General features: G+C 64.7%; 20 protein-coding genes, 1 tRNA gene and 1 pseudogene. 11 read left to right on the top strand and 11 right to left on the bottom strand.

The genetic code is table 11. The annotated features are described in order from the left end of the window. The first annotated feature begins 89 nt into the window (after nt 1-89). From RTN46_RS06610 to RTN46_RS06580, 7 genes are all read left to right on the top strand, one after another. A tRNA-Gly gene (locus tag RTN46_RS06610) sits at nt 90-163 on the top strand. Nucleotides 164-219: 56 nt separating this feature from the next. Then, nucleotides 220-639, top strand: a complete 420-nt coding sequence (gene panD, locus RTN46_RS06605; protein WP_312179997.1) for an aspartate 1-decarboxylase — start codon at nt 220-222, stop codon at nt 637-639. Nucleotides 640-909: 270 nt separating this feature from the next. Then, complete coding sequence (locus tag RTN46_RS06600; protein WP_312179995.1) at nt 910-2,196, top strand: extracellular solute-binding protein; 1,287 nt, start codon at nt 910-912, stop codon at nt 2,194-2,196. Then, the gene (locus tag RTN46_RS06595) at nt 2,193-3,158 is read left to right on the top strand and encodes a sugar ABC transporter permease (protein WP_312179993.1); all 966 of its coding nucleotides are present in this window, start codon (nt 2,193-2,195) and stop codon (nt 3,156-3,158) included. Before RTN46_RS06600 ends, RTN46_RS06595 begins: the two co-directional genes overlap by 4 nt. Next, nucleotides 3,159-4,001, top strand: a complete 843-nt coding sequence (locus RTN46_RS06590; protein ID WP_312179991.1) for a carbohydrate ABC transporter permease — start codon at nt 3,159-3,161, stop codon at nt 3,999-4,001. Between the two features lie 37 nt (nt 4,002-4,038). Next, nucleotides 4,039-5,316, top strand: coding sequence for a sn-glycerol-3-phosphate ABC transporter ATP-binding protein UgpC (locus tag RTN46_RS06585; RefSeq protein WP_312179989.1), 1,278 nt, complete (start codon nt 4,039-4,041; stop codon nt 5,314-5,316). A gap of 177 nt (nt 5,317-5,493) precedes the next feature. Then, on the top strand, nt 5,494-6,477 hold the full coding sequence (locus tag RTN46_RS06580) for a hypothetical protein (RefSeq protein ID WP_312179987.1): 984 nt from the start codon (nt 5,494-5,496) through the stop codon (nt 6,475-6,477). A 143-nt stretch (nt 6,478-6,620) separates the two neighbouring features. Here the strand turns inward: RTN46_RS06580 and RTN46_RS06575 are convergent, their stop codons facing one another. Next, nucleotides 6,621-7,007, bottom strand: a complete 387-nt coding sequence (locus RTN46_RS06575; RefSeq protein ID WP_312179985.1) for a metalloregulator ArsR/SmtB family transcription factor — start codon at nt 7,005-7,007, stop codon at nt 6,621-6,623. An 89-nt stretch (nt 7,008-7,096) separates the two neighbouring features. On the opposite strand from RTN46_RS06575, the pseudogene arsB reads away from it, so the two are divergent. From arsB to RTN46_RS06560, 3 genes and pseudogenes are all read left to right on the top strand, one after another. Then, nucleotides 7,097-8,197: pseudogene (gene arsB / locus RTN46_RS06570) on the top strand (ACR3 family arsenite efflux transporter); the annotation flags it as partial. 12 nt (nt 8,198-8,209) lie between these two features. Then, on the top strand, nt 8,210-8,626 hold the full coding sequence (locus tag RTN46_RS06565; protein WP_312180030.1) for an arsenate reductase ArsC: 417 nt from the start codon (nt 8,210-8,212) through the stop codon (nt 8,624-8,626). 20 nt (nt 8,627-8,646) lie between these two features. Further along, nucleotides 8,647-10,092 (top strand): FAD-dependent oxidoreductase, encoded by a 1,446-nt coding sequence (locus tag RTN46_RS06560; RefSeq protein WP_312179984.1) that lies wholly within the window; start codon nt 8,647-8,649, stop codon nt 10,090-10,092. 94 nt (nt 10,093-10,186) lie between these two features. On the opposite strand, the gene RTN46_RS06555 is transcribed toward RTN46_RS06560, so the two are convergent. The 10 genes from RTN46_RS06555 to RTN46_RS06510 all read right to left on the bottom strand — a co-directional run bounded on the left by RTN46_RS06555 (nt 10,187) and on the right by RTN46_RS06510 (nt 20,394). After that, a complete protein-coding gene (locus tag RTN46_RS06555) occupies nt 10,187-12,097 on the bottom strand; it encodes an NHL domain-containing thioredoxin family protein (protein ID WP_312179982.1) in 1,911 nt (636 codons plus the stop codon). Continuing rightward, nucleotides 12,094-14,241: a cytochrome c oxidase assembly protein gene (locus tag RTN46_RS06550; protein WP_396157415.1), complete on the bottom strand. Its 2,148-nt coding sequence runs from the start codon at nt 14,239-14,241 to the stop codon at nt 12,094-12,096. Before RTN46_RS06550 ends, RTN46_RS06555 begins: the two co-directional genes overlap by 4 nt. 145 nt (nt 14,242-14,386) lie before the next feature. Next, nucleotides 14,387-14,671, bottom strand: a complete 285-nt coding sequence (locus RTN46_RS06545; RefSeq protein WP_055239039.1) for an HU family DNA-binding protein — start codon at nt 14,669-14,671, stop codon at nt 14,387-14,389. 235 nt (nt 14,672-14,906) lie between these two features. Beyond that, entirely contained in the window at nt 14,907-15,212 is a 306-nt protein-coding gene (gene rpsN, locus RTN46_RS06540) for a 30S ribosomal protein S14 (RefSeq protein WP_312179980.1), read from the bottom strand. A 2-nt stretch (nt 15,213-15,214) separates the two neighbouring features. Continuing rightward, nucleotides 15,215-15,382 (bottom strand): 50S ribosomal protein L33, encoded by a 168-nt coding sequence (rpmG, locus tag RTN46_RS06535; RefSeq protein ID WP_013602737.1) that lies wholly within the window; start codon nt 15,380-15,382, stop codon nt 15,215-15,217. After that, a complete protein-coding gene (rpmB, locus tag RTN46_RS06530; RefSeq protein ID WP_066296721.1) occupies nt 15,382-15,618 on the bottom strand; it encodes a 50S ribosomal protein L28 in 237 nt (78 codons plus the stop codon). The genes rpmG and rpmB overlap by 1 nt, the downstream gene beginning before the upstream one ends. Before the next feature lie 368 nt (nt 15,619-15,986). Then, complete coding sequence (locus RTN46_RS06525) at nt 15,987-17,129, bottom strand: sugar phosphate nucleotidyltransferase (protein WP_312179975.1); 1,143 nt, start codon at nt 17,127-17,129, stop codon at nt 15,987-15,989. After that, nucleotides 17,130-17,636 (bottom strand): MarR family transcriptional regulator, encoded by a 507-nt coding sequence (locus RTN46_RS06520; RefSeq protein ID WP_312179972.1) that lies wholly within the window; start codon nt 17,634-17,636, stop codon nt 17,130-17,132. It abuts the gene before it with no gap. Nucleotides 17,637-17,790: 154 nt separating this feature from the next. Then, nucleotides 17,791-19,320 (bottom strand): MFS transporter, encoded by a 1,530-nt coding sequence (locus RTN46_RS06515; RefSeq protein ID WP_312180027.1) that lies wholly within the window; start codon nt 19,318-19,320, stop codon nt 17,791-17,793. A 300-nt stretch (nt 19,321-19,620) separates the two neighbouring features. Further along, nucleotides 19,621-20,394: an SGNH/GDSL hydrolase family protein gene (locus tag RTN46_RS06510; RefSeq protein ID WP_312179970.1), complete on the bottom strand. Its 774-nt coding sequence runs from the start codon at nt 20,392-20,394 to the stop codon at nt 19,621-19,623. Between the two features lie 97 nt (nt 20,395-20,491). Between RTN46_RS06510 and RTN46_RS06505 the strand changes: the two genes are divergently transcribed. Further along, complete coding sequence (locus RTN46_RS06505) at nt 20,492-21,481, top strand: diacylglycerol kinase family protein (protein WP_312179968.1); 990 nt, start codon at nt 20,492-20,494, stop codon at nt 21,479-21,481. Nucleotides 21,482-21,524 lie beyond the last annotated feature (43 nt).

The raw sequence follows: 21,524 nt of genomic DNA, 5'->3' as shown, positions 1-21,524 counted from the left end.
TCCGGTTTTGTCCGCCCGTTACACCCGGTTGTGCTGGTGGTGCTGAAGGCATGTAAAGTGGTTTCCTGTGCCGCTGCTTCAGTGGCCACGCGGGCGTAGCTCAATGGTAGAGCGCTAGCTTCCCAAGCTCGATACGCGGGTTCGATTCCCGTCGCCCGCTCCATTTTCCTCACATTCCCCCCTCTGGGGACCTCCGGCGGGCGTACACTTGTTCACGCCATGAACCGCAAAATGTTTAAGTCCAAGATCCACCGCGCCACCGTCACACACTCGAATCTCCATTACGTCGGCTCCGTGACCGTCGACCTGGATCTGCTCGATGCCGCAGATATCCTTCCCGGCGAACTCGTCTCGATCGTCGATGTGGACAACGGCGCACGGCTTGAGACTTACACCATTGCAGGCGAGCGCGGTTCAGGGGTGATCGGCATCAACGGTGCTGCCGCCCATATGGTGAACATCGGAGACACCGTCATCCTGATCACCTATGCCGATATGTCCACCGAAGAAGCACGGGCATTCGTCCCGACCGTGGTGCATGTCGACGCTGACAACCGCATTCTCTCCCTCGGCTCAGATCCCGCCGAAGCCCTCACCCCCGGGACCGAACGCCCGCCGCTGGCCGTTTCCGCCAGCTGACACCGCGTTTCCACCGTCCCGAATACAAATCCCCCACTTTCCCGGCACCACCCCGGCACAGGCCCCTGACATGACACCGTCTGCCGCTCCCACCTGAGGTTTCACCGTTTCCGATGTGAACTGTGGCGCAATAGTGCATTAGGGCATAGGGTCGGTCGAAAGGTTGCTTAGGATCGCTTCCTTTCGCGGAAAATCACTCAGTCCGTGCCTACGACGAGGTGGAGGCATGCACCAATGCCACAAGACGAAACACATCACGGCAGACCCTGGATGAGGAAGTCTGCAGCCGCGGGGTTCGCCCTCGCCGTCGGTGCCACCCTGTTGGCCGGCTGCAGCTCCGATGCCGGTGCGGCGCCCACGCTGACCTGGTACATCAACCCCGACGACGGCGGGCAGGCTGAGCTCGCGAAACGCTGCTCCGACGCTTCCGACGGTGCCTACACCATCGAAACCTCCCTGCTCCCCAACGACGCCGCTTCGCAGCGCGAACAGCTCGCCCGGAGGCTGGCGGCAGGCGACACAACCATGGACATCATGAGCCTGGACCCGCCGAACGTACCGGAATACGCGGAGCCGGGCTATCTGGCGCCGATCCCGGATGAGGTCCGCGAACGGACCACTCAGAACGTGGTGGAGGGCGCGCTGACCGGCGCTACCTGGAAGGACGAAATCGTGGCGGTGCCTTTCTGGGCCAACACGCAGATCCTCTGGTACCGCAAGTCGGTTGCCGAAGCCGCCGGACTGGACATGACCCAGCCGGTGACCTGGGACCAGCTCATCGAAGCCGTGCGGGAACAAGACAAGTACCTCAGCGTGCAGGGCGCCCGGGCAGAATCGATGACGGTCTGGGTGAATGCCCTGATCGAGTCGGCAGGCGGACAGATCGTGGAGAACGCGGATGCTCCCGCAGACGAAATCGAGCTGGGCATCGATACGGAAGCAGGCACCAAGGCTGCCCAGATCGTCTCCACCATCGGCAAGGATGGGCTGGGCGGGCCCGGCCTGCCCACCCAGACAGAGAACTTCTCCATGACCCAGTTCCAGGGAGAGAAGGGTGCGTTTATGGTGAACTACCCCTTCGTCTGGCCGGCAACCAATGCGGCCGTTGAGGAGGGCGCGCTCCCGCAGTCCCTCGTCGACGACATTGGCTGGGCGCTCTACCCGCGGGTCAATGAGGGCGAGGACACCGCTCCCCCGCTGGGCGGCATCGACCTCGCAGTCGGCGCGAAGAGCAAGCATCCGGACCTCGCCTTTGACGCGATCGAGTGCATTGTGAGCCCCGAAAACCAGGCCTACTACTTCCAGACCAACGGCAACCCGCCGTCGAACACCGAGGCGTACAACGATCCCACGGCGCTCGAAACCTTCCCAATGGCCGGCACCATCCAGGAATCGCTGCAGCTGGCCAAACCCCGGCCGCAGACGCCGTACTACAACGAAATTTCCACCGGCATCCAGCAGACATGGACACCGCCGTCGGACGTTAACCCGGACAGCACGCCGGCCACCAGCCAGGAGTTCATTCTTGCGGTCCTGAAGGGAGAGAGGCTGCTATGAGTACCTCCGTTGAGACCCGTCCTGCCGCCGGCGGCGGCAATCCGAAGCAACGCAAACCCCGGCTCAGCGACCGCGCACGCAGCGAACGCCGGCTCGGGCTCTGGCTGGCGGGGCCCGCCTTCGTGATCATGCTCGCGGTCACTGCCTACCCGATCCTGCTCGCCTTCTATGACTCGCTGTTCAAGTACCGGCTCACGGCGCCGGACGACCGGTCATTCGTGTTTTTCGGCAACTACATCACCGTCCTGACCGACACAGTGTTCTGGCGGGACCTCGGCGTCACGCTGCTGATCACCGTGGTAACGGTGGTGATCGAGCTGGTTCTTGGCTTCATCCTGGCCATGATCATGAACAGTGCGCTCAAGTCCATCCGCGGCTGGCTCCGGACCGCCATCCTGGTGCCTTACGGCATCATCACGGTGGTCTCGGCCTTCGCCTGGTTCTACGCCTTCGACATCAACTCCGGCTACGTCAACTCCTGGTTCGACTGGGTGCCGGGCATCAGCCCGGACCTGAACTGGTTCGCGAACTTCGGCACCTCGATCTCCGTGATCATGGCGTCCGAAATCTGGAAGACCACTCCGTTCATCTCACTGCTGCTGCTGGCAGGGCTGGCGCAGGTCCCGGGTGAGCTGACGGAAGCGGCAGAGGTCGACGGCGCCACCTGGTGGCAGCGCTTCAGCCGGGTGATCGTGCCGAACATGAAGGCCGCGATCATGGTGGCGGTGCTGTTCCGGGCACTGGATGCGTTCCGCATCTTCGACAACGTCTACATCATGACCAAGGGCGCCTACGGCACAGAGACACTGTCCCTGCTGGCCTACCGCACCTCCATCACCAGGCTGGAGATCGGCATGGGGTCCGCCATCTCCGTCCTGCTGTTCCTGTGCGTCATCATCATCTGCTTCATTGCGATCAAACTCTTCAAGGTGGACCTGACCGGCGCACGAGGGGGCAACTAAATGAAATCGTCACCGATCCGCAGACGCCTCACCTGGACGATCATTTCCATTCTGGTGGTTGTGTACGCACTGTTCCCGGTCGCTTCCATCTTCGCGACTTCCTTCAAGCTCCCCAGCGACCTCACCTCCGGCACGTTCCTGCCGAGCACCTGGTCCACGGTCAACTATGAGCAGATCCTGGTCGGCGACGCCCAGGAGCTGTTCCTCTCGGCGCTGCGGAACTCCATCGGCATCTCCCTGATCGCCACCGTAATCGCCGTTGTGCTGGCCACCTTGTGTGCGTACGCCATCGCCCGGCTGGACTTCCCCGGCAAGCGGCTGGTCCTGACCACGGCGCTGGGCGTCTCGATCTTCCCGGTGATCTCTATCGTGACCCCGTTGTTCAACCTGTGGCGGAACATCGGCCTCTATGACACCTGGCTCGGGCTGATCATTCCGTACCTGTCCCTGACGCTGCCGATCTCCATCTGGACCCTGGCCGCGTTCTTCCGGCAGATTCCCTGGGAACTTGAGCAGGCCGCCCAGGTGGACGGCGCCACCACCTGGCAGGCGTTCCGCAAGGCCATCATCCCGCTGGCCGCCCCCGGAGTCTTTACCACCGCCATCATCGCGTTCTTCATCGCCTGGAACGACTTTGTCTATGGCATATCGCTGACATCGACCTCCGCGGCGCGGCCCGTTCCGGCGGCGCTGGCGTTCTTCACCGGGGCATCCCAGTTTGAGCAGCCCACCGGAGCTATTTCCGCGGCCGCGATCATTGTGACCATCCCGGTCGTTGTACTGGTGCTGCTGTTCCAGCGGCAGATTGTGTCCGGACTAACCCAGGGCGCCGTCAAGGGCTAGCCCCGGACGCACGGCAAAAAGAAAAGGAGCCACGAGCATGGCATCAATTACGCTCAAGAACCTCGTCAAGAAGTACGGCGACGGTTTCCCGGCCGTCAACGACGTCAGCCTGGATATTGCCGACGGCGAGTTCATCATCCTCGTCGGCCCGTCGGGCTGCGGCAAGTCGACCCTGCTGCGGATGATCGTCGGTCTGGAGGACATCACCTCCGGTGAACTACTGATCAACGGGGAACGCGTGAATGACAAGGCGCCCCGTGACCGCAACCTCGCCATGGTGTTCCAGAACTATGCCCTGTACCCTCACCTGACCGTGTTTGAGAACATCGCCTTCCCGCTGCGGCTGAACAAGGGCAAATACTCCGACGACGAGGTGCGCCGGCTCGTCCGTGAGGCCGCTGACACCTTGGAACTGACTGAGCACCTCGACCGGAAACCAGGCAACCTGTCCGGCGGCCAGCGGCAGCGCGTTGCCATGGGCCGGGCCATCGTCCGGCAGGCCGATGCCTTCCTGTTCGATGAGCCGCTGTCCAACCTGGATGCCAAACTGCGCGGGCAGATGCGGTCGGAAATTTCCCAGATGCAGCGCCGGCTCGGGGTCACCAGTGTGTACGTCACACACGACCAGACCGAAGCCATGACCCTGGGCGACCGCGTCGCCGTGCTGAAAAAGGGCATCCTCCAGCAGGTCGCTTCCCCGCGGGAACTCTACGAACAGCCGGCCAACCTCTTCGTGGCAGGATTCATCGGCTCCCCGTCCATGAACTTCCTGCCCGCAACGTTCAAGGACGGCAACATCCTCGAAACCTCCGTCGGCGACATCACGATTCCCGCCGACAAGGCTGCCAAGGCTGCCGGCAAAAAAGTGGTGCTGGTGGGTATCCGCCCCGAGTTCTTCGAAGATGCGTCCCTGGTCGAGGCCGACAAGAAGGCCCACGGCTCCACGTTCAAGGCGCACATCACGCACACGGAGTGGCTGGGCAATGAACAGTACGGCTACATCCATTTCGACCCCACACCCGAGGTACGTGAGCTCCTGAACGACCTCGCCCGGGACATGGATGCCGAGGAGCTGCGCCCGCAGGTGGTGGTGACGCTCGACGCCGCCAGCAGGGTGCGCGGCGGACGCGAAGCCGAGCTGTGGCTCGACACCCGCAAGCTGCACCTCTTCGACCCCGAAACCGGAGAGAACCTGACTCTGGACCCGGAGGCGGGTGCCGAGCTGACGGAGGAGGCAAACGTCCGGCGCGCCGAGGAAATTGCCATGGCCAAGGAAGAGCTCAAGAAGGCGGAAGCCACCCCGGCCGATTCCTAGGCCGATTCCTAGGCCGGAGGCCGACGGGTTGGGTGGGACACCCATGCAGGGAGGTAACCGGCGCCGCCGGCAGGCGGCCGCTGGGCCGGCGGCGCTTCAGCGTGACTCGATCGCAGCGTGCCACGGCTCGCGGCTGGCCGGACCGGCCCTGCATGCGCTGGCAGGTAACGTTAGAGCGTGCAGGGAACATCACCGGTAATTAAGGCAGTCACCATCTGGCTCACTGCCCTCATGCTCACCATCGCGGCCGCCGTCGTCGTCATTTGGCTCGTTAATGCCAAGGTGTACGGCCCGGGCAAGCAGGTAGAGAACTATCTGCAGGCTCTTCAGGACGGCAATGGCGCGCAGGCCCTCGGCCTGTTGAACGCCGAGATTCCTGACGCGAACGCGGCCCTGCTGGACGGCGACGCACTGCGGTCCTCCACCGCCGGGCTCGAGGTCCTGGGGATCGAGGAAAACGAGACGTCCGTGGATGACCGTTCCGACGTGGTGGTGCGCTACCGGTTGGACGACGCCGAGGAACAGTCAACTTTCCAGCTGGAGAAGACGGGCACCCGTTGGATGTTCTTTGACCAGTGGACTTTCCGGCCCGTGACCCTCCCCAACGTCCGGGTCAGCGCCGCCAACCAGAACGAGGCGGTACTCAACGGCGCGCGCGTGGCCTTGCCGGAGGGCAGCAATACCTTCGCCGCGTTCTACCCGTCCCGGATCGCGGCGTCCTACACCAGCGGCTACTTTGAAGCGCCCGAACAAACCGGTGTGCTGGCTGATCCGTCGGGTTCGCTGGACCTGGCCCTTCGCAGCCAGGCCACGCCCGCGTTGGTCGAGGCCGTCGACGCGAGAGTCCACGAATTCCTGGACAACTGTGCCGGTGAGCAGAACCGGCTGGCCCCAGCGGGCTGCCCGTTCTACCACCTAACTGATAATCGGGTGGAACCCCCCATCACCTGGGAAATCACGAACTATCCCACAGTGGAGATTTCCCCCGCCGACGGCCATTGGGTTCTCGCCCCGCTGGAAGGGACAGCAAAGGTCACCGCCACCCAGACAGACCTGTTCTCCGGCGTGCAGAGCCCGCTCGTGGAGGAGAAGGAATTCTCCTTCGGTGCCCGCCTGTCCGTGAGCGGCGAGAACATCAGCCTCACCGCCGTCGTCGACTAGCCCCTACGGTCGACTAGCCCCTACGGGGGTCCGGTCCCGAGCGGGAGAAGGTTCCGTAGCCGCTTGCACCGGAGGACATGCCATGGCCGGTCAGCCAGCGGTACTGGAACAACCCGGATGGCCGGATTCCGCTGCGGCCGGAGTCAGGCCCTCGGGGCCAGGGCTGCGGCCAGGGAATCCAGTGCACCGGGAACCAGGGAGTAGTAGGCCCAGACTCCGCGCTTTTCCCGGTTGAGCAGACCCGCCTCCACCAGGATCTTCAGGTGGTGCGAGACGGTGGGCTGGCTCAGCTTCAACGGCTCGGGAAGGTCGCAGACGCAGGTTTCAGCTGCGGCGCTGGTAGAGACGATGGAGAGGATGCGCAGGCGGTTCGGGTCCGCCAGCGCCTTGAAGCGGGCGGCGAGGGCTTCGGCCTCCCCAACCTGCAGGGCTTCCTGCCCGTGGGCGGGGACGCAGCATGGGATTTCGGTTTCGCTGAGGGAATCCACGGAAGTGCGCTCACTTGGTGATGTGGCGGCCGGTGCAGGCATCTGCCAGCCCTCGCTTTCATTCGGCCCCGAACCGGGAGATTGACAAACATCGATGCATCCAAGCATAGTCGGTACATCGAGGTTCGTCGATGTCCCGTCTTTGGAGAAGATTTCCCGTGACCCATGCTGCCGCTCCCGCAGACACGGCGCACATCACCGCCAAGCTATCCACTTTGGACCGGTATCTTGCCGTCTGGATCCTGGCGGCCATGGCCCTCGGGCTCGGATTGGGCCGGCTCATCCCGGGACTGGGCCAGGCGCTGGATTCCATCAAGGTCGCCGGAGTGTCCCTACCCATCGCACTTGGCCTGCTGGTGATGATGTATCCGGTACTCGCGAAGGTCCGCTACAACGAAACGCGGCACGTTATCAGCGACAAGAAGCTGATGGTCACCTCTCTGGTGATCAATTGGGTTCTCGCACCCGCGTTTATGTTCGTCCTCGCCTGGATCTTCCTGGCCGATCTGCCCGAATACCGAACCGGGCTGATTATCGTCGGCCTGGCCCGCTGCATTGCCATGGTCTTCATCTGGAATGACCTGGCCTGTGGCGACCGCGAGGCCGCGGCCGTGCTGGTCGCGATCAACTCCGTCTTCCAGGTCTTCGCCTTCGGCGCCCTGGGCTGGTTCTACCTCCAGGTGCTGCCGGGCTGGCTTGGCCTACCCACCACCAGCGCCGAATTCTCCATCTGGTCGATCACTCTCTCGGTGCTGGTGTTCCTCGGCATCCCGCTCATCGCAGGGTTCCTCACCCGGACCTTCGGCGAAAAGGCCAAGGGCCGCGACTGGTATGAGAACAAGTTCCTGCCGAAGATCGGCCCCTGGGCACTCTACGGGCTGCTGTTCACCATCGTGGTCCTGTTCGCCCTGCAGGGCGACGCCATCATCGCCAAACCGCTGGACGTCGCACGCATCGCCCTGCCGCTGCTGGTCTACTTCATCGTGGTCTTCGGCGCATCCATGCTCATCGGCCGGGCCCTGGGCCTGGGCTACGCCCGCACCACCACCCTGGCCTTCACCGCCGCGGGCAACAACTTCGAACTGGCCATCGCCGTTGCTATCGCCACCTTCGGCGTCACCAGCGGCCAGGCGCTGGCCGGCGTCGTCGGCCCCCTCATCGAGGTCCCCGTCCTGGTCGCCCTGGTCTACGCCGCACTCTGGTCCCGCAAATTCTTTACCACCAACACCACACAGAAGGCCACCATGAACACCACCAGCAGGCCCTCCGTCCTGTTCGTCTGCGTCCACAACGCCGGCCGCTCCCAAATGGCAGCTGCCTTCCTGAGCAACCTCTCCGCAGGGCAGATCGAGGTCCGCTCGGCAGGATCCGCACCGGCGGACACTGTGAACCCTGCGGCCGTCGCCGCGATGGGCGAGGTGGGCATAGATATTTCCGCTGAGGTCCCCAAGATCCTTGCCACCGAGGCGGTCAGGGAATCCGATGTGGTCATCACCATGGGCTGTGGAGACGCTTGCCCGATCTTCCCGGGCAAGCGCTACGAGGACTGGAAGCTCGATGACCCCGCGGGCCAGAGCGTCGAGGCGGTGCGCCCGATCCGCGACGAAATCCGTGCCCGCATCGAGGCCCTCATCTCCGAACTGCTGCCCGCAACCAAGTAACACCAAAGGAGTACAAGAGTATGAACCAGACGCACCCCGTCATCATCATTGGCGCCGGACCCATCGGCCTGGCCGCCGCGGCGCACCTGATCGAACGCAACCAGGACGTCCGCATCCTTGAAGCCGGACCCGCCGCCGGGGCTGCCATGCAGGCCTGGGGCCACATCAAGCTCTTCTCCACCTGGCGCTACAACATCGATACCGCCGCCCGCAGGCTGCTGGAAACCCCCTCCGAGAACTACGCCGGAGACTGGGAAGCGCCGCGGGAAACCCGCCTGCCTTCCGGCGCGGACATGGTCACCGAATATCTGGAGCCGCTGGCTGCCCATCCTGCCTTGGCACCTCATATCAGCTACGGTCACCGCGTCACCAGCGTCACGCGGGTCCAGCCCGAGGGCAAGGGCGTAGACAAAACCCGTTCACAGGGCCGCGAGGATGCCCTGTTCCTCGTCCGCTCAGAGTCCGATTCGGGAACCACGGATCTGCTGGCCCGGGCCGTCATTGATGCCTCCGGAACCTGGAATACCCCCAATCCGGTGGGACGTTCGGGCATCGAGGCCATCGGCGAAGCCACTGCCCGGGAGCTGGGTTTCATCACCTCACCCCTGCCCGATCCCCTGGGCACGGACAAGGAGTCCTTCGCCGGGAAAACCGTCCTCGTCCTGGGCGCCGGCCACTCGGCGGCCAACACGCTGATCAGCCTCGGCCGCCTGCGCCAAGAGCACCCGGACACCCAGATCCTTTGGGGCCTGCGCGGGGCAGCCAACCCGGTCCGCCTCTACGGCGGCGGGGCAGCCGACGAGCTGCCGGCCCGCGGACAGCTGGGCACTTCCCTGCGCCGGCTCGTGGAGAACGGTGACATCAGCATCCTGGAAAACGTGTCCGTCACCGCACTGGAAACGGGCGACCGGCTGACCGTCGTCCTCGCCGATGACCGCAGCCTCGTCGTCGACCTGGTGGTCCCGGCCACGGGCTTCCGGCCGGACCTGCGCATTCTCTCCGAGCTGCGGCTGGACCTGGACCAGGTTGTGGAGGCACCGCGCGAGCTTGGCCCGCTCATCGACCCGGAACTCCACAGCTGCGGCACCGTCAGCGCGCACGGCGAACGGGTCCTGGCGCACCCGGAAACCGATTTCTACATCGTGGGCATGAAGAGCTACGGCCGCGCCCCGACGTTCCTGATGGCCACCGGCTACGAACAGGTCCGCTCCATCGCGGCGTCCTTGGCCGGGGACCGTGCGGCTGCGGATCTGGTCGAACTGGACCTGCCTGAAACCGGTGTGTGTTCTACCGATCTGGGCGGCTCCTGCGATCTGCCGGCAGCGGGCGAACCCTCGAGCTGCGGCACACCGGAACCCGAAGCCGAAACTGAGTCCTGCTGCGGCACACCCGAACCGGTTAAAATCGGTTTCGCTACCGGAACCCTGCATGGTCACGCCGAGCTCCTCTCCGAACAACAGAGCTAGCAGGGCACACGCTGCGAGTTCCGCCCTTTGAACCGGGAACGCAGAAGGCGCCGTTTTCACAGGAAAACGGCGCCTTCTGCGTTCCGGCTGGCAGTTAGTCCAGGCCGCGGAGGTCCAAAATGAGGTCGGTTTCTCCGCCCGGCTGGATCATGACCGGGATACCCCAGTCCTGCTGGTAAAGGTGGCACGCGGCGTGCAGGGGGATCTCTCCCCCGGGCTCACCGTCACACGCCGCCGCGCGGGCAGTGATGTGCAGGACACCTTCGCTGACGGTGTCGGAGAGCACCAGCTCACGGACCAGGCCGACGGCGGTTCCTGCGCCCGAAACCAGCAGTTCCTCCGGCGAGGAGGAGATTTTCAGCTGCGTCGGGTCGCCCCAGCGGTCATCGAGCTTCTGCCCCTTGGGCGCCGAAAAGCGGACGGTCAGGCCGAGCGGTCCGGCTTCGATGGCCGTTTTGGGCCGCTGCGTCTGCCGGGCGCCTTCGTCCACGGATTGCGCTTCCTTCGGGACCGGCACGCGCACCAGCTGGTGCTTGTTCGCTTCCACGACCACCAGCAGCGGCTCTTCAGCCGTTGTGTCGAGCAGGACGCCTGAGGGCTCTGCGAGGCCGCGGGCCAGGGTGGAAACGGAGCGTGTGGCCGGATCGTAGCGCCGCACGGCGCCGTTGTAGGTGTCCGCTACAGCCACCGAACCGTCCGGAAGCACTGCCACACCAAGCGGGTGCTGCAGCCGCGCTTCAGCGGCAGCACCGTCGCGGAAGCCAAAGTCGAACAGCCCGGCGCCGATGGCGGTTTCCACGCGCACGCTTACCCGGTCGCCGGAGGTATCGAAGACCAGTTTCCGCAGGGCAGAGGTTTCCGAGTCAGCCACCCAGATGCTGCCGTCGGCGTCCTGTGCCAGGCCGGAGGACTGCGCGAACCACGCGTCGTCGCCGTCGCCGTCCAGCAGGCCTTCCAGGCCGGTGCCGGCCAGGATGGACAGGGCATCGGTGGTGGGGTCGAAGGCGAAGATCTGGTGCGTGCCGGCCATCGCGATGACGGCCCGGCCCAGGGTGGTGGACCAGAGCACATCCCAGGGTGAGGACAGCGAAGTGTCCAGCGGATCGGAGCCCAGATCGGTGGACGGGGCCACTGCCTGGTTCTCCGCATCGAGGAGGCGCTGGACGCCGTTGCCTGCCACCGTGGTGACGGCACCGGTGGCCAGGTTCACGCCGCGCAGCCGGTGGTTCACTGTGTCCGCGACGATTACGTCGTACTCCAGGGTTTCGGCGACGGCTGCGGGCAGCACCGCCAGGCCCTGCGGTTCGTTGAAGCGGGCGGTCCCGGCGTCGCCGTCGCGCCAGCCCTTGGTGCCGTCGCCGATCACACGGCGGACCGTCGTCAGGTCCGCTTCGAGTTCGACCAGACGGTGGTGCCCGGTGTCCGTCACGAGGAAAGTGCCCTCGGGCAAAGCCACGGCCTTGCCCGGGAAACGCAGGTCTCCGGAGGTCGCCTCGGCCGGAACGTACGGACCGTCGCCGCGGTGCAGGGTGCCCTTGGCTTCGTGCTCGGCAACGAGCTCCATCACCAGGGACTCCAGACCGGATGCGTGCCCCTCTCCGGAGAGGTGCGCGACGATGTAGCCTTCCGGGTCGATCACGACCAGGGTCGGCCAGGCACGGGCCGTGTAGGCCTGCCAGGTCGTAAGTTCCGGGTCGTCCAGCACCGGGTGCTGGATTTCGTAGCGTTCGACGGCGGCTGCGAGGGCAACGGGGTCCGCTTCGTGCTCGAACTTGGGCGAGTGCACACCGACCGTCACCAGGACATCGGAATATTTCGCTTCAAGCGGCCGCAGTTCATCCAGCACATGGAGGCAGTTGATGCAGCAGAACGTCCAGAAGTCCAGGATAACGATCTTCCCGCGGAGGCCCTCCAGGCCCAGCTGCTTGCCGCCCGTGTTGAGCCAGTTGCGGCCTGCAAGCTCGGAGGCTCGGACGCGGTATCCGGCACGCACCGTTTCAGTCATCTATGTTCTCCTTGGTCTGTCCTTGCATCACGTTCGGCCAGCTTGGCGAACATATTGTTGTAAGCCGTCAGGTCCGCGTCGTTATTCCGCTCGGCGGCCCGGTCCTTGCGTTTGGTTTCACGTGCATCCGTCCGCGACCACTGCAGCGCGACGCCGATGGCCACCAGGACGGTCGGTATCTCGCCGACGCCCCACATGATGGATCCGCCCAGCTGCTGGTCTGCCAGGGCGCTCAGGCCCCAGTCCCGCCCCATGTTGCCGAAGTAGGAGGCCTGGATCAGGGACGTCTGGCCCATCACCGCTACGCCGAAGAAGGCGTGGAAGGCCATGGTGGCCAGCAGGATGACCAGCCGCAGGGGGTAAGGCGCACGGGTTGGCAGCGGATCGATCCCGATCATTGTCAGGATGAAGATGTATCCGGTCAGCAGGAAGTGGATCACCATCAGCTCGTGGCCGACGTGCTGCCGCAGCGCAAAGCCGAAAGCTTCGGAGTAGTAGAAAATGATGATGGATCCGGCGAAGTTCACGGCCGCGAAGATCGGGTGCGTGATGAGCTTCGACCAGCGTGAGTGCACGCCGATCAGGATCCATTCGCGCAGTCCCCTGCTGCCGTCCATGCGCGGCGTCAGGGCCTTCAGGGCCAGCGTGACAGGGGCACCGAGGACCAGGAACAGCGGCACCACCATGGTCAGCGCCATGTGGCCGAGCATGTGGGTGCTGAACAGCACCATGCCGTAGACCGTCGGCGCACCGGAGGTTACATAGGTAACGGCAATGAGGCCGACGAACCAGGCGAGGGTCCGGGCGATCGGCCACTTGATCCCGCGGCGGTGCAGCTTGCGCAGTCCCAGGACGTAGGACACAGCAAGGGTCAGCACGATGGCTACCCAGAGCCAGTCGAAACGCCATTCGGTGAGGTAGCGCTCGGGTGTCAGTTCCGGCGGCAGCTCGTAGCCGGTCAGGATGCGGGCAGGTGTGGCGTTCGGCGGAAGCTCCTCCGGGCGCGGTGTCGCGGTGCGGGCCAAGGCCGCCGCGACGCCGGAGACTGCCGCCATGATCAGCAGTTCCACGGCCACAAGCTGCCACAGCACCCGGCGGGCGCTCATACTGGCTGCGCTGTCCGCTGGTACGCCCTTGTTGGCGCCCGCACCGGTAGCCGGGACCGGCAGGCGCGGAATGATCCACCGGCGGTGCAGGAAGCCCAGAACTCCAAGCACGATGGTGGCGGCCAGCTTAAAGAGCACCAGTCCGCCCCAGCGCGAGTCCAGCTGCTCGAGGGACGTGATGCGCAGGGAAGCATTGACGATCCCGGAGAGGGCCACCAACGCAAAACTGAATCCAGCCAGTGCGGAGAAGCGGCGGAGGACAGTGCCGGTGATGTCTCCGAGCTGCTTGGAAATCACGGCCAGGACAATAATCCCGCCCATCCACAGACAAACACCGAGCAGGTGCAGCCCGATCGAGTTGACCGCTGCAGTGTGGTCGTCTCCGCCGGCGGAGTGCCCAACCAGCGCCATGGGCAGCAGGCCGCCAATGGCCAGCGCGGCGGTGAGGGCCAGCCCGGTCAGGGACCGGACGCCGAAGGTGAGGGTGGTGACGACGGCGGCAATGATGCTCACAGCCAGCCACGCGCGGCCGGTGGAGAAGTCAGTGAGGAAGGACGCCAGTCCGTCGGTGTAGGACGGGTCCGCACTCAGGGGCAGTCCGGAGACATCCGAGTAGGTGAACAGCATGACGCCGATGGCGGACAGCGTCCAGACCGCGGCGGCGCCGGAGGCCAGCGCCATGGTCTGGGTGAAGGCGGGGTGCTCCGGCCGGGTCTCCCGCTCACCCCTCCCACGCCGCGGACCGGCGTGTTTGGGCAGGATCACGACGGCGAACACCAGCGACGCGATGACGGTAGCGATTGCACCGTTCTGGATGGCCTTCGCAACGGGTAGGCCCCAGCGGGTCAGCGCCCCTGGATCGGAGAGCGGTGCAGCAGCGGCCGCACCGCTGAAGAGCAGCGCCACCACCAGCGACAGGACCATCAGGCAGATCCCGGCGGCCAGCCAGCCGTTTCTGGCGGGGCTGCCGGGCGCGGTACCGGCGGAACGCCCCGGCAGCGTGTTCTGGGTCTTGACAGTGTTTGGCACGCTATCCATTCTCTACCCCAGGTAAAAATTGGGCCAATTCCTGTCCACGCACTGGGCTAGGCTGCCCCGTTCCGGCTGCCTATTACCCAGCTCAGCCGGTTAAAAGGAAGGGCCGGTGCCATCCGGCACCGGCCCTTCCCAGGACTGCGGGGTACTACTTCTTGGCGACAGCAGCCTTCAGCTTCGAGCCCGCGGTCAGCTTGACGCTGTGGCCGGCCGGAATCTGGATGGTTTCGCCGGTCTGCGGGTTGCGGCCCTGGCGAGCTGCGCGGTCGGTGCGCTCAACAGCAAGCCAGCCCGGGATGGTGATCTTTTCGCCGTTGGCAACGGAGGTTGCGAAGATGTCGAAGACGGCATCGAGCACACCGTTAACGGCGGTCTGGCTGTTGCCGGACTTTTCTGCGACTGCGGCAACAAGTTCACTGCGGTTCATAGCCAATTTATGTCCTCCTGGACTCTGGTGTTTAGCGCGAGCGGTTCACGGATGCGTAACCGCCTCTGTTCGAAAACTTACCAGCTTAGGCACCGAACTTACGCAAAAAACCGCGGGTTTTAGCGGATTTTTCGGGTTTTTTCGGAAAAATGTGCGGGTTATGGAGTTCAGCGGCCGCGGAAGACGCAAAAAGGGCGGCACCCGGGAGGTTGCCGCCCTTTTCAGGCGTGGAAAGCAGTGCTTACCAGCTGGACTTCTTGATGCCGGGCAGTTCGCCGGCGTGAGCCATGTCGCGGAAACGCACGCGGGAGATACCGAACTTCTGGAGGGTACCCCGGGGGCGGCCGTCGATCTGGTCGCGGTTGCGCAGGCGGACCGGCGAAGCGTTGCGGGGCAGCTTCTGCAGGCCGAGGCGTGCAGCTTCCCGTGCTTCATCGGTCGCGTTCGGATCGACCAGGGTCTTCTTCAGCTCGAGGCGCTTCGCAGCGTAGCGCTCAACGACAAGCTTGCGCTGCTCGTTGCGGGCAATCTTTGACTTCTTTGCCATTCTTAGCGCTCCTCACGGAATTCGACGTGCTGGCGGATCTTCGGATCGTACTTCTTCAGGACCATGCGGTCCGGGTCGTTACGACGGTTCTTGCGGGTCACGTAGGTGTACCCGGTACCGGCGGTCGACTTGAGCTTGATGATCGGACGTACGTCCTTGTCCTTTGCCACTAGAGCTTCACACCCTTCGCAAGGAGGTCGGTGACGACTGCGTCAATGCCGCGGACGTCGATCGTCTTGATGCCGCGGGCAGAAACCTGCAGCGTCACGTTACGGCGCAGGGACGGAACCCAGTAGCGCTTCTTCTGAATATTCGGATCGAACCGGCGCTTGTTGCGGCGGTGCGAGTGCGAAATGCTGTGACCAAAGCCGGGAATAGCTCCGGTTACCTGGCAGTAAGCTGCCATGATCTCTCCTCCAGTTGTAGTAAATATGACGGTCCTCAAAAAACAAGCACCAGGGCGATGCCGCCATGGCACCTGCATTAAAGAGCGTCCCGCCACCAGTTTTGACACCGTTATTACTGCGACTTTCCGGAGGTTGACCTGGCGGGGTGAGATCCAGCCGAAGTGCCTCGCCGCGGGGAAGACGGTGAAGTTCAGGCAGCCAAACGGAAATCCGCTGTGACAGCCTTCAATTCTAGGTTTATACGGGCGGCCACGCAAATGCCCTGCTCCGTCCCCGCGAGGGAGCGAACCAGATCATGGGCGTGACTTAACGCCTTCCTATCCTAGACGCCCGGCGCGTTTGAACCAAACCGGAGGACCGGCCCCGGCTACGTGGAGGGCTTCTCCAACGCACCGGCCGCGGTGACCACTGCAATTCCGGTTTCGGGGTCTTCTTCAGCGCCGTCCAGGTCGGTCGCACCGCCGATCACAGCGCCCGAGTCCACGACCATGTTGCGCAGCCGCGCTCCGCTGCTGACGCGCACCCCGTCCAGCAGGACACAGCCGCGCACCTCGGCTCCGGCCTCGACGTCGCAGTCCGGTCCGACGACGCTGCGGCTGACATCACCTTCGATCCTGGAGCCCGGTGCCAGCAGGCTTGTCTCCACCCGGGCCGCTGCTCCGACGAAGGCCGGAAGCCGGCGGGGTGTGGCGGAGAGGATGGGCCAGGCCGGATCGTCGAAGACCATGCCATGCCCGTCCAGCAGGTCCATGTGGGCCTGGTGGTAGCTGGCCGGCGTGCCCATATCCCGCCAGTACCCCTCAAGCCGGTGTTCAACGACCTTTTGAGTCTCGACAAAATGCGGCAGCAGCTGGTCGCCGTAGTCCTCCAGCTGGCCGTCCCGCTCCACGAGCTCGTCCAGACTGCTCAGCAGCGCTTCGGCGTCGTACAGGAAGATCTCCGCGGCGATGAGGTCCGTCTTGGGTTTCTCCGGCTTGTATTCAAAGCCCGTGACGACGCCGTCGCTGGCTTCGACCACACCGTGATCCGATGGGTTGTGGCCAATCCGGTAGGTCACCACGGTCAGGGCAGCTCCGGCCTCGGAGTGGGTGGCGATGACGTCGCGGTAGTCCAACCGGTACAGGTGGTCGGCGCTGAGCACCAGCACAAGGTCCGGATCATATTCGCGGATGTAGTCCACCTGCCGGTACAGGGCGTCGGCGTTGCCCTGTGCGAAGCCTTCACCCTCGGAGCCCTGATAGGGCGGCAGCACCCGCAGGCCGCCGTTGGTCCGGTCCAGGTCCCACGGACGCCCGCTGACCAGGTGGTCATTCAGGGATTTGGGCTCATACTGCTCAACGACCCAGACGTCGCTGAGGCCGGAGTTGTGCAGATTGGAGAGGGGCACATCGATCAGCCGATAGGACCCTCCCACCGGCATGGCAGGCTTGGCCCGGTTGTCGGTCAGGCTGCCGAGCCTGCCGCCGGCACCTCCGGCGAGGATGACGGCCAGTATCCGCGGCTGATGCATTTAGGATCCTTCGGTTGGGTCGGTCTGGCGGGCCATGGCCGGATCAAGCAGGGCAAGGATTTTCGTACCGACCCGGGCCAGGTCCGCAACATCGCGGTCATCCAGGACGTCAAAAACTGCGTGGCGGACGGATTCAACGTGCCCGGGCGCAAGTTGGGTCAGGGCGGCCATTCCCTCCTCCGTGATGGCCGCCGTCGTCACCCGGGCGTCCTTCGGTGACGGGAACCTGCGCATCCAGCCGCGCTGCTCAAGCTTTTTGACCACATGGGACAACCTGGACAGGGAGGCATTGGAACGGAAGGCAAGCTCGCTCATGGCCAGCTGCTTCTCCGGTGACTCCGAGGTCATCGCCAGCACGTGGTAGTCGAAGAGGGTGATCCGGGCCCGCCGGAACAGGTCTGCGTCCAGTGTTCCGGGCAGCCGGGTCGCTACGGCATAGAGGGCCAGCCAGGCCTGCCGCTCCTCCGGGGTGAGCCAGCGGGCGGACGGGGACTGGGGTTCGGTCATGGGCGCTATTCTCTCATGACACTTGATCCTTCAAGGGAATCCCGGCGGGATGGCATCGGCACCCTCCCCGGGCGGGAATAACCCCGAAAGAGCAGTTAGTGGCCTTCCCAGGATTGAAAGGCCACTACCTGCTGTTCCGATGCGAAAGGGTGCGCTAGCGTGCCGGCTCCGGATCGCCCTTCACTGCGGCGTCGGCATCGGCGGTTCCGGCCGTATCGAACGGCAGCGAGTCGACGTCGAGCAGCGGGTTCTCGTCCTGGGTTGCCACCAGTTCATGGGCTTCGGCCTCGGTGGCCACGCTCGGCATGGAGCCGGGCATGGGCCGGTTGGCCGATTCCTTCATGATGCCGACGGCGATCGCACCGATGATGGACGTTGCGATCAGGTAGTAGGCGGGCATCATGTCATCACCGGTGGCCGTGATCAGCCCCTGCATGATCAGCGGTGCGGTGCCGCCGAAGATCGCCACGGCGAAGTTATAGGCGATGCCCATGGCGCCATAGCGGCTGGCCGTGGGGAACAGCGCCGGCAGTGAGGAAGCCAGGTTAGCCACGTAGAAGGTAACCGGGATCGCCAGCAGGGCCAGGCCCAGCAGCGTGGACCAGATGGGGCCCATGCCGATGAACAGGAAGGAGGGAACCGCCAGGACGATCGTGGAGCCCGCGCCCATCCACAGCACCGGACGGCGTCCGATCCGGTCGGAGAGCTTTCCCGTCAGCGGAATACACAGGGCCATGATGACCAGCACGGGGATGGTCAGCAGGGTGCCGTGCACCGGATCGTACCCCTTGGAATCAGTGAGGTAGGACGGCATATAGGAAGTCAGCGCGTAGCCGACGGTGTTGGCGGCGGCCACCAGGGCCATGGCCAGCACGATCGGGCGCCAGTAGGCACGGAAGATCCCAAAAGTTCCCTGTGCGACGGCGTCCTGGTCCGTGGCTTTGCCGGCTGCCGCGGTGTTCTCCTCCTGGGCATCCAGCGTCGCCTGGAACGCCGGGGACTCTTCGATCTTCAGGCGGAAGTAGATGGCGATGGCACCGAGCGGTCCGGCGACCAGGAACGGAATGCGCCAGCCCCAGTCCAGCATGGTTTCCTGGCTCAGGGTCAGCTGGAGGATGGAGACGGTCAGTGCGCCCAGGGCAAAGCCCATGTAGCTGCCCAGGTCCAGGATGCTGGCCAGGAAACCACGGCGCTTGTCCGGAGCATATTCGGTGACAAAGGTGGTGGCACCGGCATACTCGCCGCCGGTGGAGAAACCCTGGATCAGCTTCATGATGATCAGCAGCACCGGCGCTGCCATGCCGATCTGCGCGTACCCGGGCAGGAGGCCGATGATGAAGGTCGAGGCGGCCATCATGATCAGGGTGGCCGCCAGGGTCTTCTGGCGTCCGATGCGGTCGCCGATCCGGCCGAAAATCATCCCGCCAAGCGGACGGGCGATGAAGGTTGCCGCGAAGACACCCAGGCTGAAGAGCAGCTGCGAGGAAGGGTCCGCTTCGGAGAGGAACACGGCACCCATGGTGACGGCCAGATAGCCGTACACACCAATATCGAACCATTCCATGGTGTTGCCGACGACGGTGCCGCCGACGGCTTTCTTCATCATGGAATGGTCAACGACGTTCACGTCGTCCACTTCGAGGCGGCGCTTACGCAGCGGATTCCGCTTGGGCTTGCGCGGCATTCCGGGCGCCGGAGCGCCGGGCGGTGCTGAGCTTTCGTTCGGTGCTTCTTGCTGCATGTTGGCCTTTTCTCTAGAGGTCATCTGCTCGGGACAAAGCATCCATCGGCCCAGGCACAGGCCCGGGAGACCTACAAGTTTAGGAAATTTAGGATCAAACACCGAATCCTAAGGCTGCTTATGACGGAATTTGTGAATTGCGTCCCGTAGTCATTCGGCGTAAACCAAGAGAAATATGACTTTGCTGTGAATTGCGCCACACATTGACGATTGTGGGGCCTTTCCGGCACCTGCGGGCCGGATTCAGCTCTCCGGGAGAAGCTGGACCGGGGAGGGATACCGCGCACTCAGGTTGTCCCCCGAGGAGACGCCGCGGAGCCGCCGTCCGATCCAGGGACCGAGATATTCCCGGGCCCACCGCGCGTCGTGCCGCAGCCGCTGGATCCGGTCCCGGGCAGGCACGGTATCCAGCTCGGGGACGTCCAGCGCATCGGTGGCGCGGAGGACTTCCAGCACCTTCTTCGCGGTAAGGATGTGGCCTGCGGGAGACATGTGCAGGCGGTCGGTGTCCCAGTACCGCTCATCCTGGAGGCCCTTCATGCGCCAGTAGTCGACCAGGACAGCACCGTGTGCATCCGCTGCCTCGCGCACAAGCTCGTTGTAGAGGGCGGTGCGGCCGCGGGTCCTGCCGAAAATCGGAGCCTGGCCGGAGTCAAAGCCGGTGAAGACCAGCACCGCGGCGCCCCCGGAACGCAGGCGCCCAATGGCGCCCTCGTAGGCCTGGACGATCGCATCGATGTCCACCTTCGGCCGCAGGATGTCATTCCCGCCGGCATAGATGGTCACCAGCGTGGGCTCCAGGGCCAGCGCATCCTCGATCTGCTCGTCGATGACCTGGCGCAGCTTCTTCCCCCGGATGGCCAGGTTGGCATATCGCCAGGATGAGTCGGCGAGGCTCAGCTGCTCAGCCACCCTGTCCGCCCATCCCCGGACCCCGTTGGGCCGGGACGGGTCCCAGTCCCCCACTCCTTCGGTAAAGGAATCGCCAAGTGCCACGTATCGGGAGGTGTTAGTCACCCCCAAAGCCTACAAGTTGCCTGAGGGAACCAAGATGTCAGCGGCAGCGGCAGTCTAGACTCGGAGCCGGAACCCACTCCATTAATCGAAGGGCACCATGTCCAGCCAGCCAGAGGCGCAGAGCCTTCCCGCAGATGCCGCCCGCGCCTCCCGCCGCGCCGCCGTCGTCATCAACCCCACAAAGAAAACGGACGTGGACATCCGAGCCTTGGTGGACGCGGCCTGCCGCGAAGAGGGGTGGGCGGAACCGCTGTGGCTGGAAACCGAAAAGGACGATCCCGGCCTCGGCATGGCCCGCCAGGCACTGAAAGAGGGGGTCGACGTCGTTATTGCGGCCGGCGGTGACGGCACCGTGCGGTGCGTGGCCGCCGCGCTCACCGGTACGGACACACCGCTGGGCCTGCTCCCCCTCGGCACCGGGAACCTGCTGGCACGCAACCTCGACGTTCCGGTGGATGATCCCGCCGGAGCCATCCGCACCGCGCTCACGGGTACGGAACGCCGCATCGACGTGGTCCACGTCAAGGTAGACCAAGCTGTGGACAGTGATATCTTCCTGGTCATGGCCGGGCTGGGGTACGACGCCGTGATGATGGGCGATACCAATACCGCGCTCAAGGACAGGGTCGGCTGGCTCGCCTATGTGGATGCAGGGATCAGGAACCTTCCCGGTAAACCGGTCAGGACCATGATTTCCATTGACGGCGGCCCCCCGTTCCAGCGACGCCTTCGCAGCGTGATGGGCGGGAACTGCGGCAAGATCGTCGGCGGCTTGGAAGTCTTTCCCGGCGCGAAGATCGACGACGGGCTGCTGGACATCATGACCATGGCGCCCAAGGGCGGCCTCGGCTGGCTGTCCGTCGTGGCCGGGCTGCTGCGCCGCGGCAAGGGCCGTGGCACAGCAGTGGAGTACTTCCAGTGCAAGAGCGCCGAGATCTGGGCCGACGAGCCGCAGGACTTCGAGATGGACGGTGACCATCTGGGCTCGGCGTCCCATATCTCCATGCGCGTGGACCCGCAGGCGTTGCGGATCCGGATGCCTTACGGCAAGAAGGATCCGGCCATCCTCACCAACCCGGAGCCGTAGCGCCCGGCGCGCGTGGCGCGCCCCGGCTGGGCCGCAGCTGGGC

Source organism: Arthrobacter sp., from assembly GCF_031988865.1.
GTDB lineage: Bacteria > Actinomycetota > Actinomycetes > Actinomycetales > Micrococcaceae > Arthrobacter_B.
Note: the sequence above shows the minus strand (reverse complement) of the source record. Positions and strands in the feature narration are given on the sequence as shown.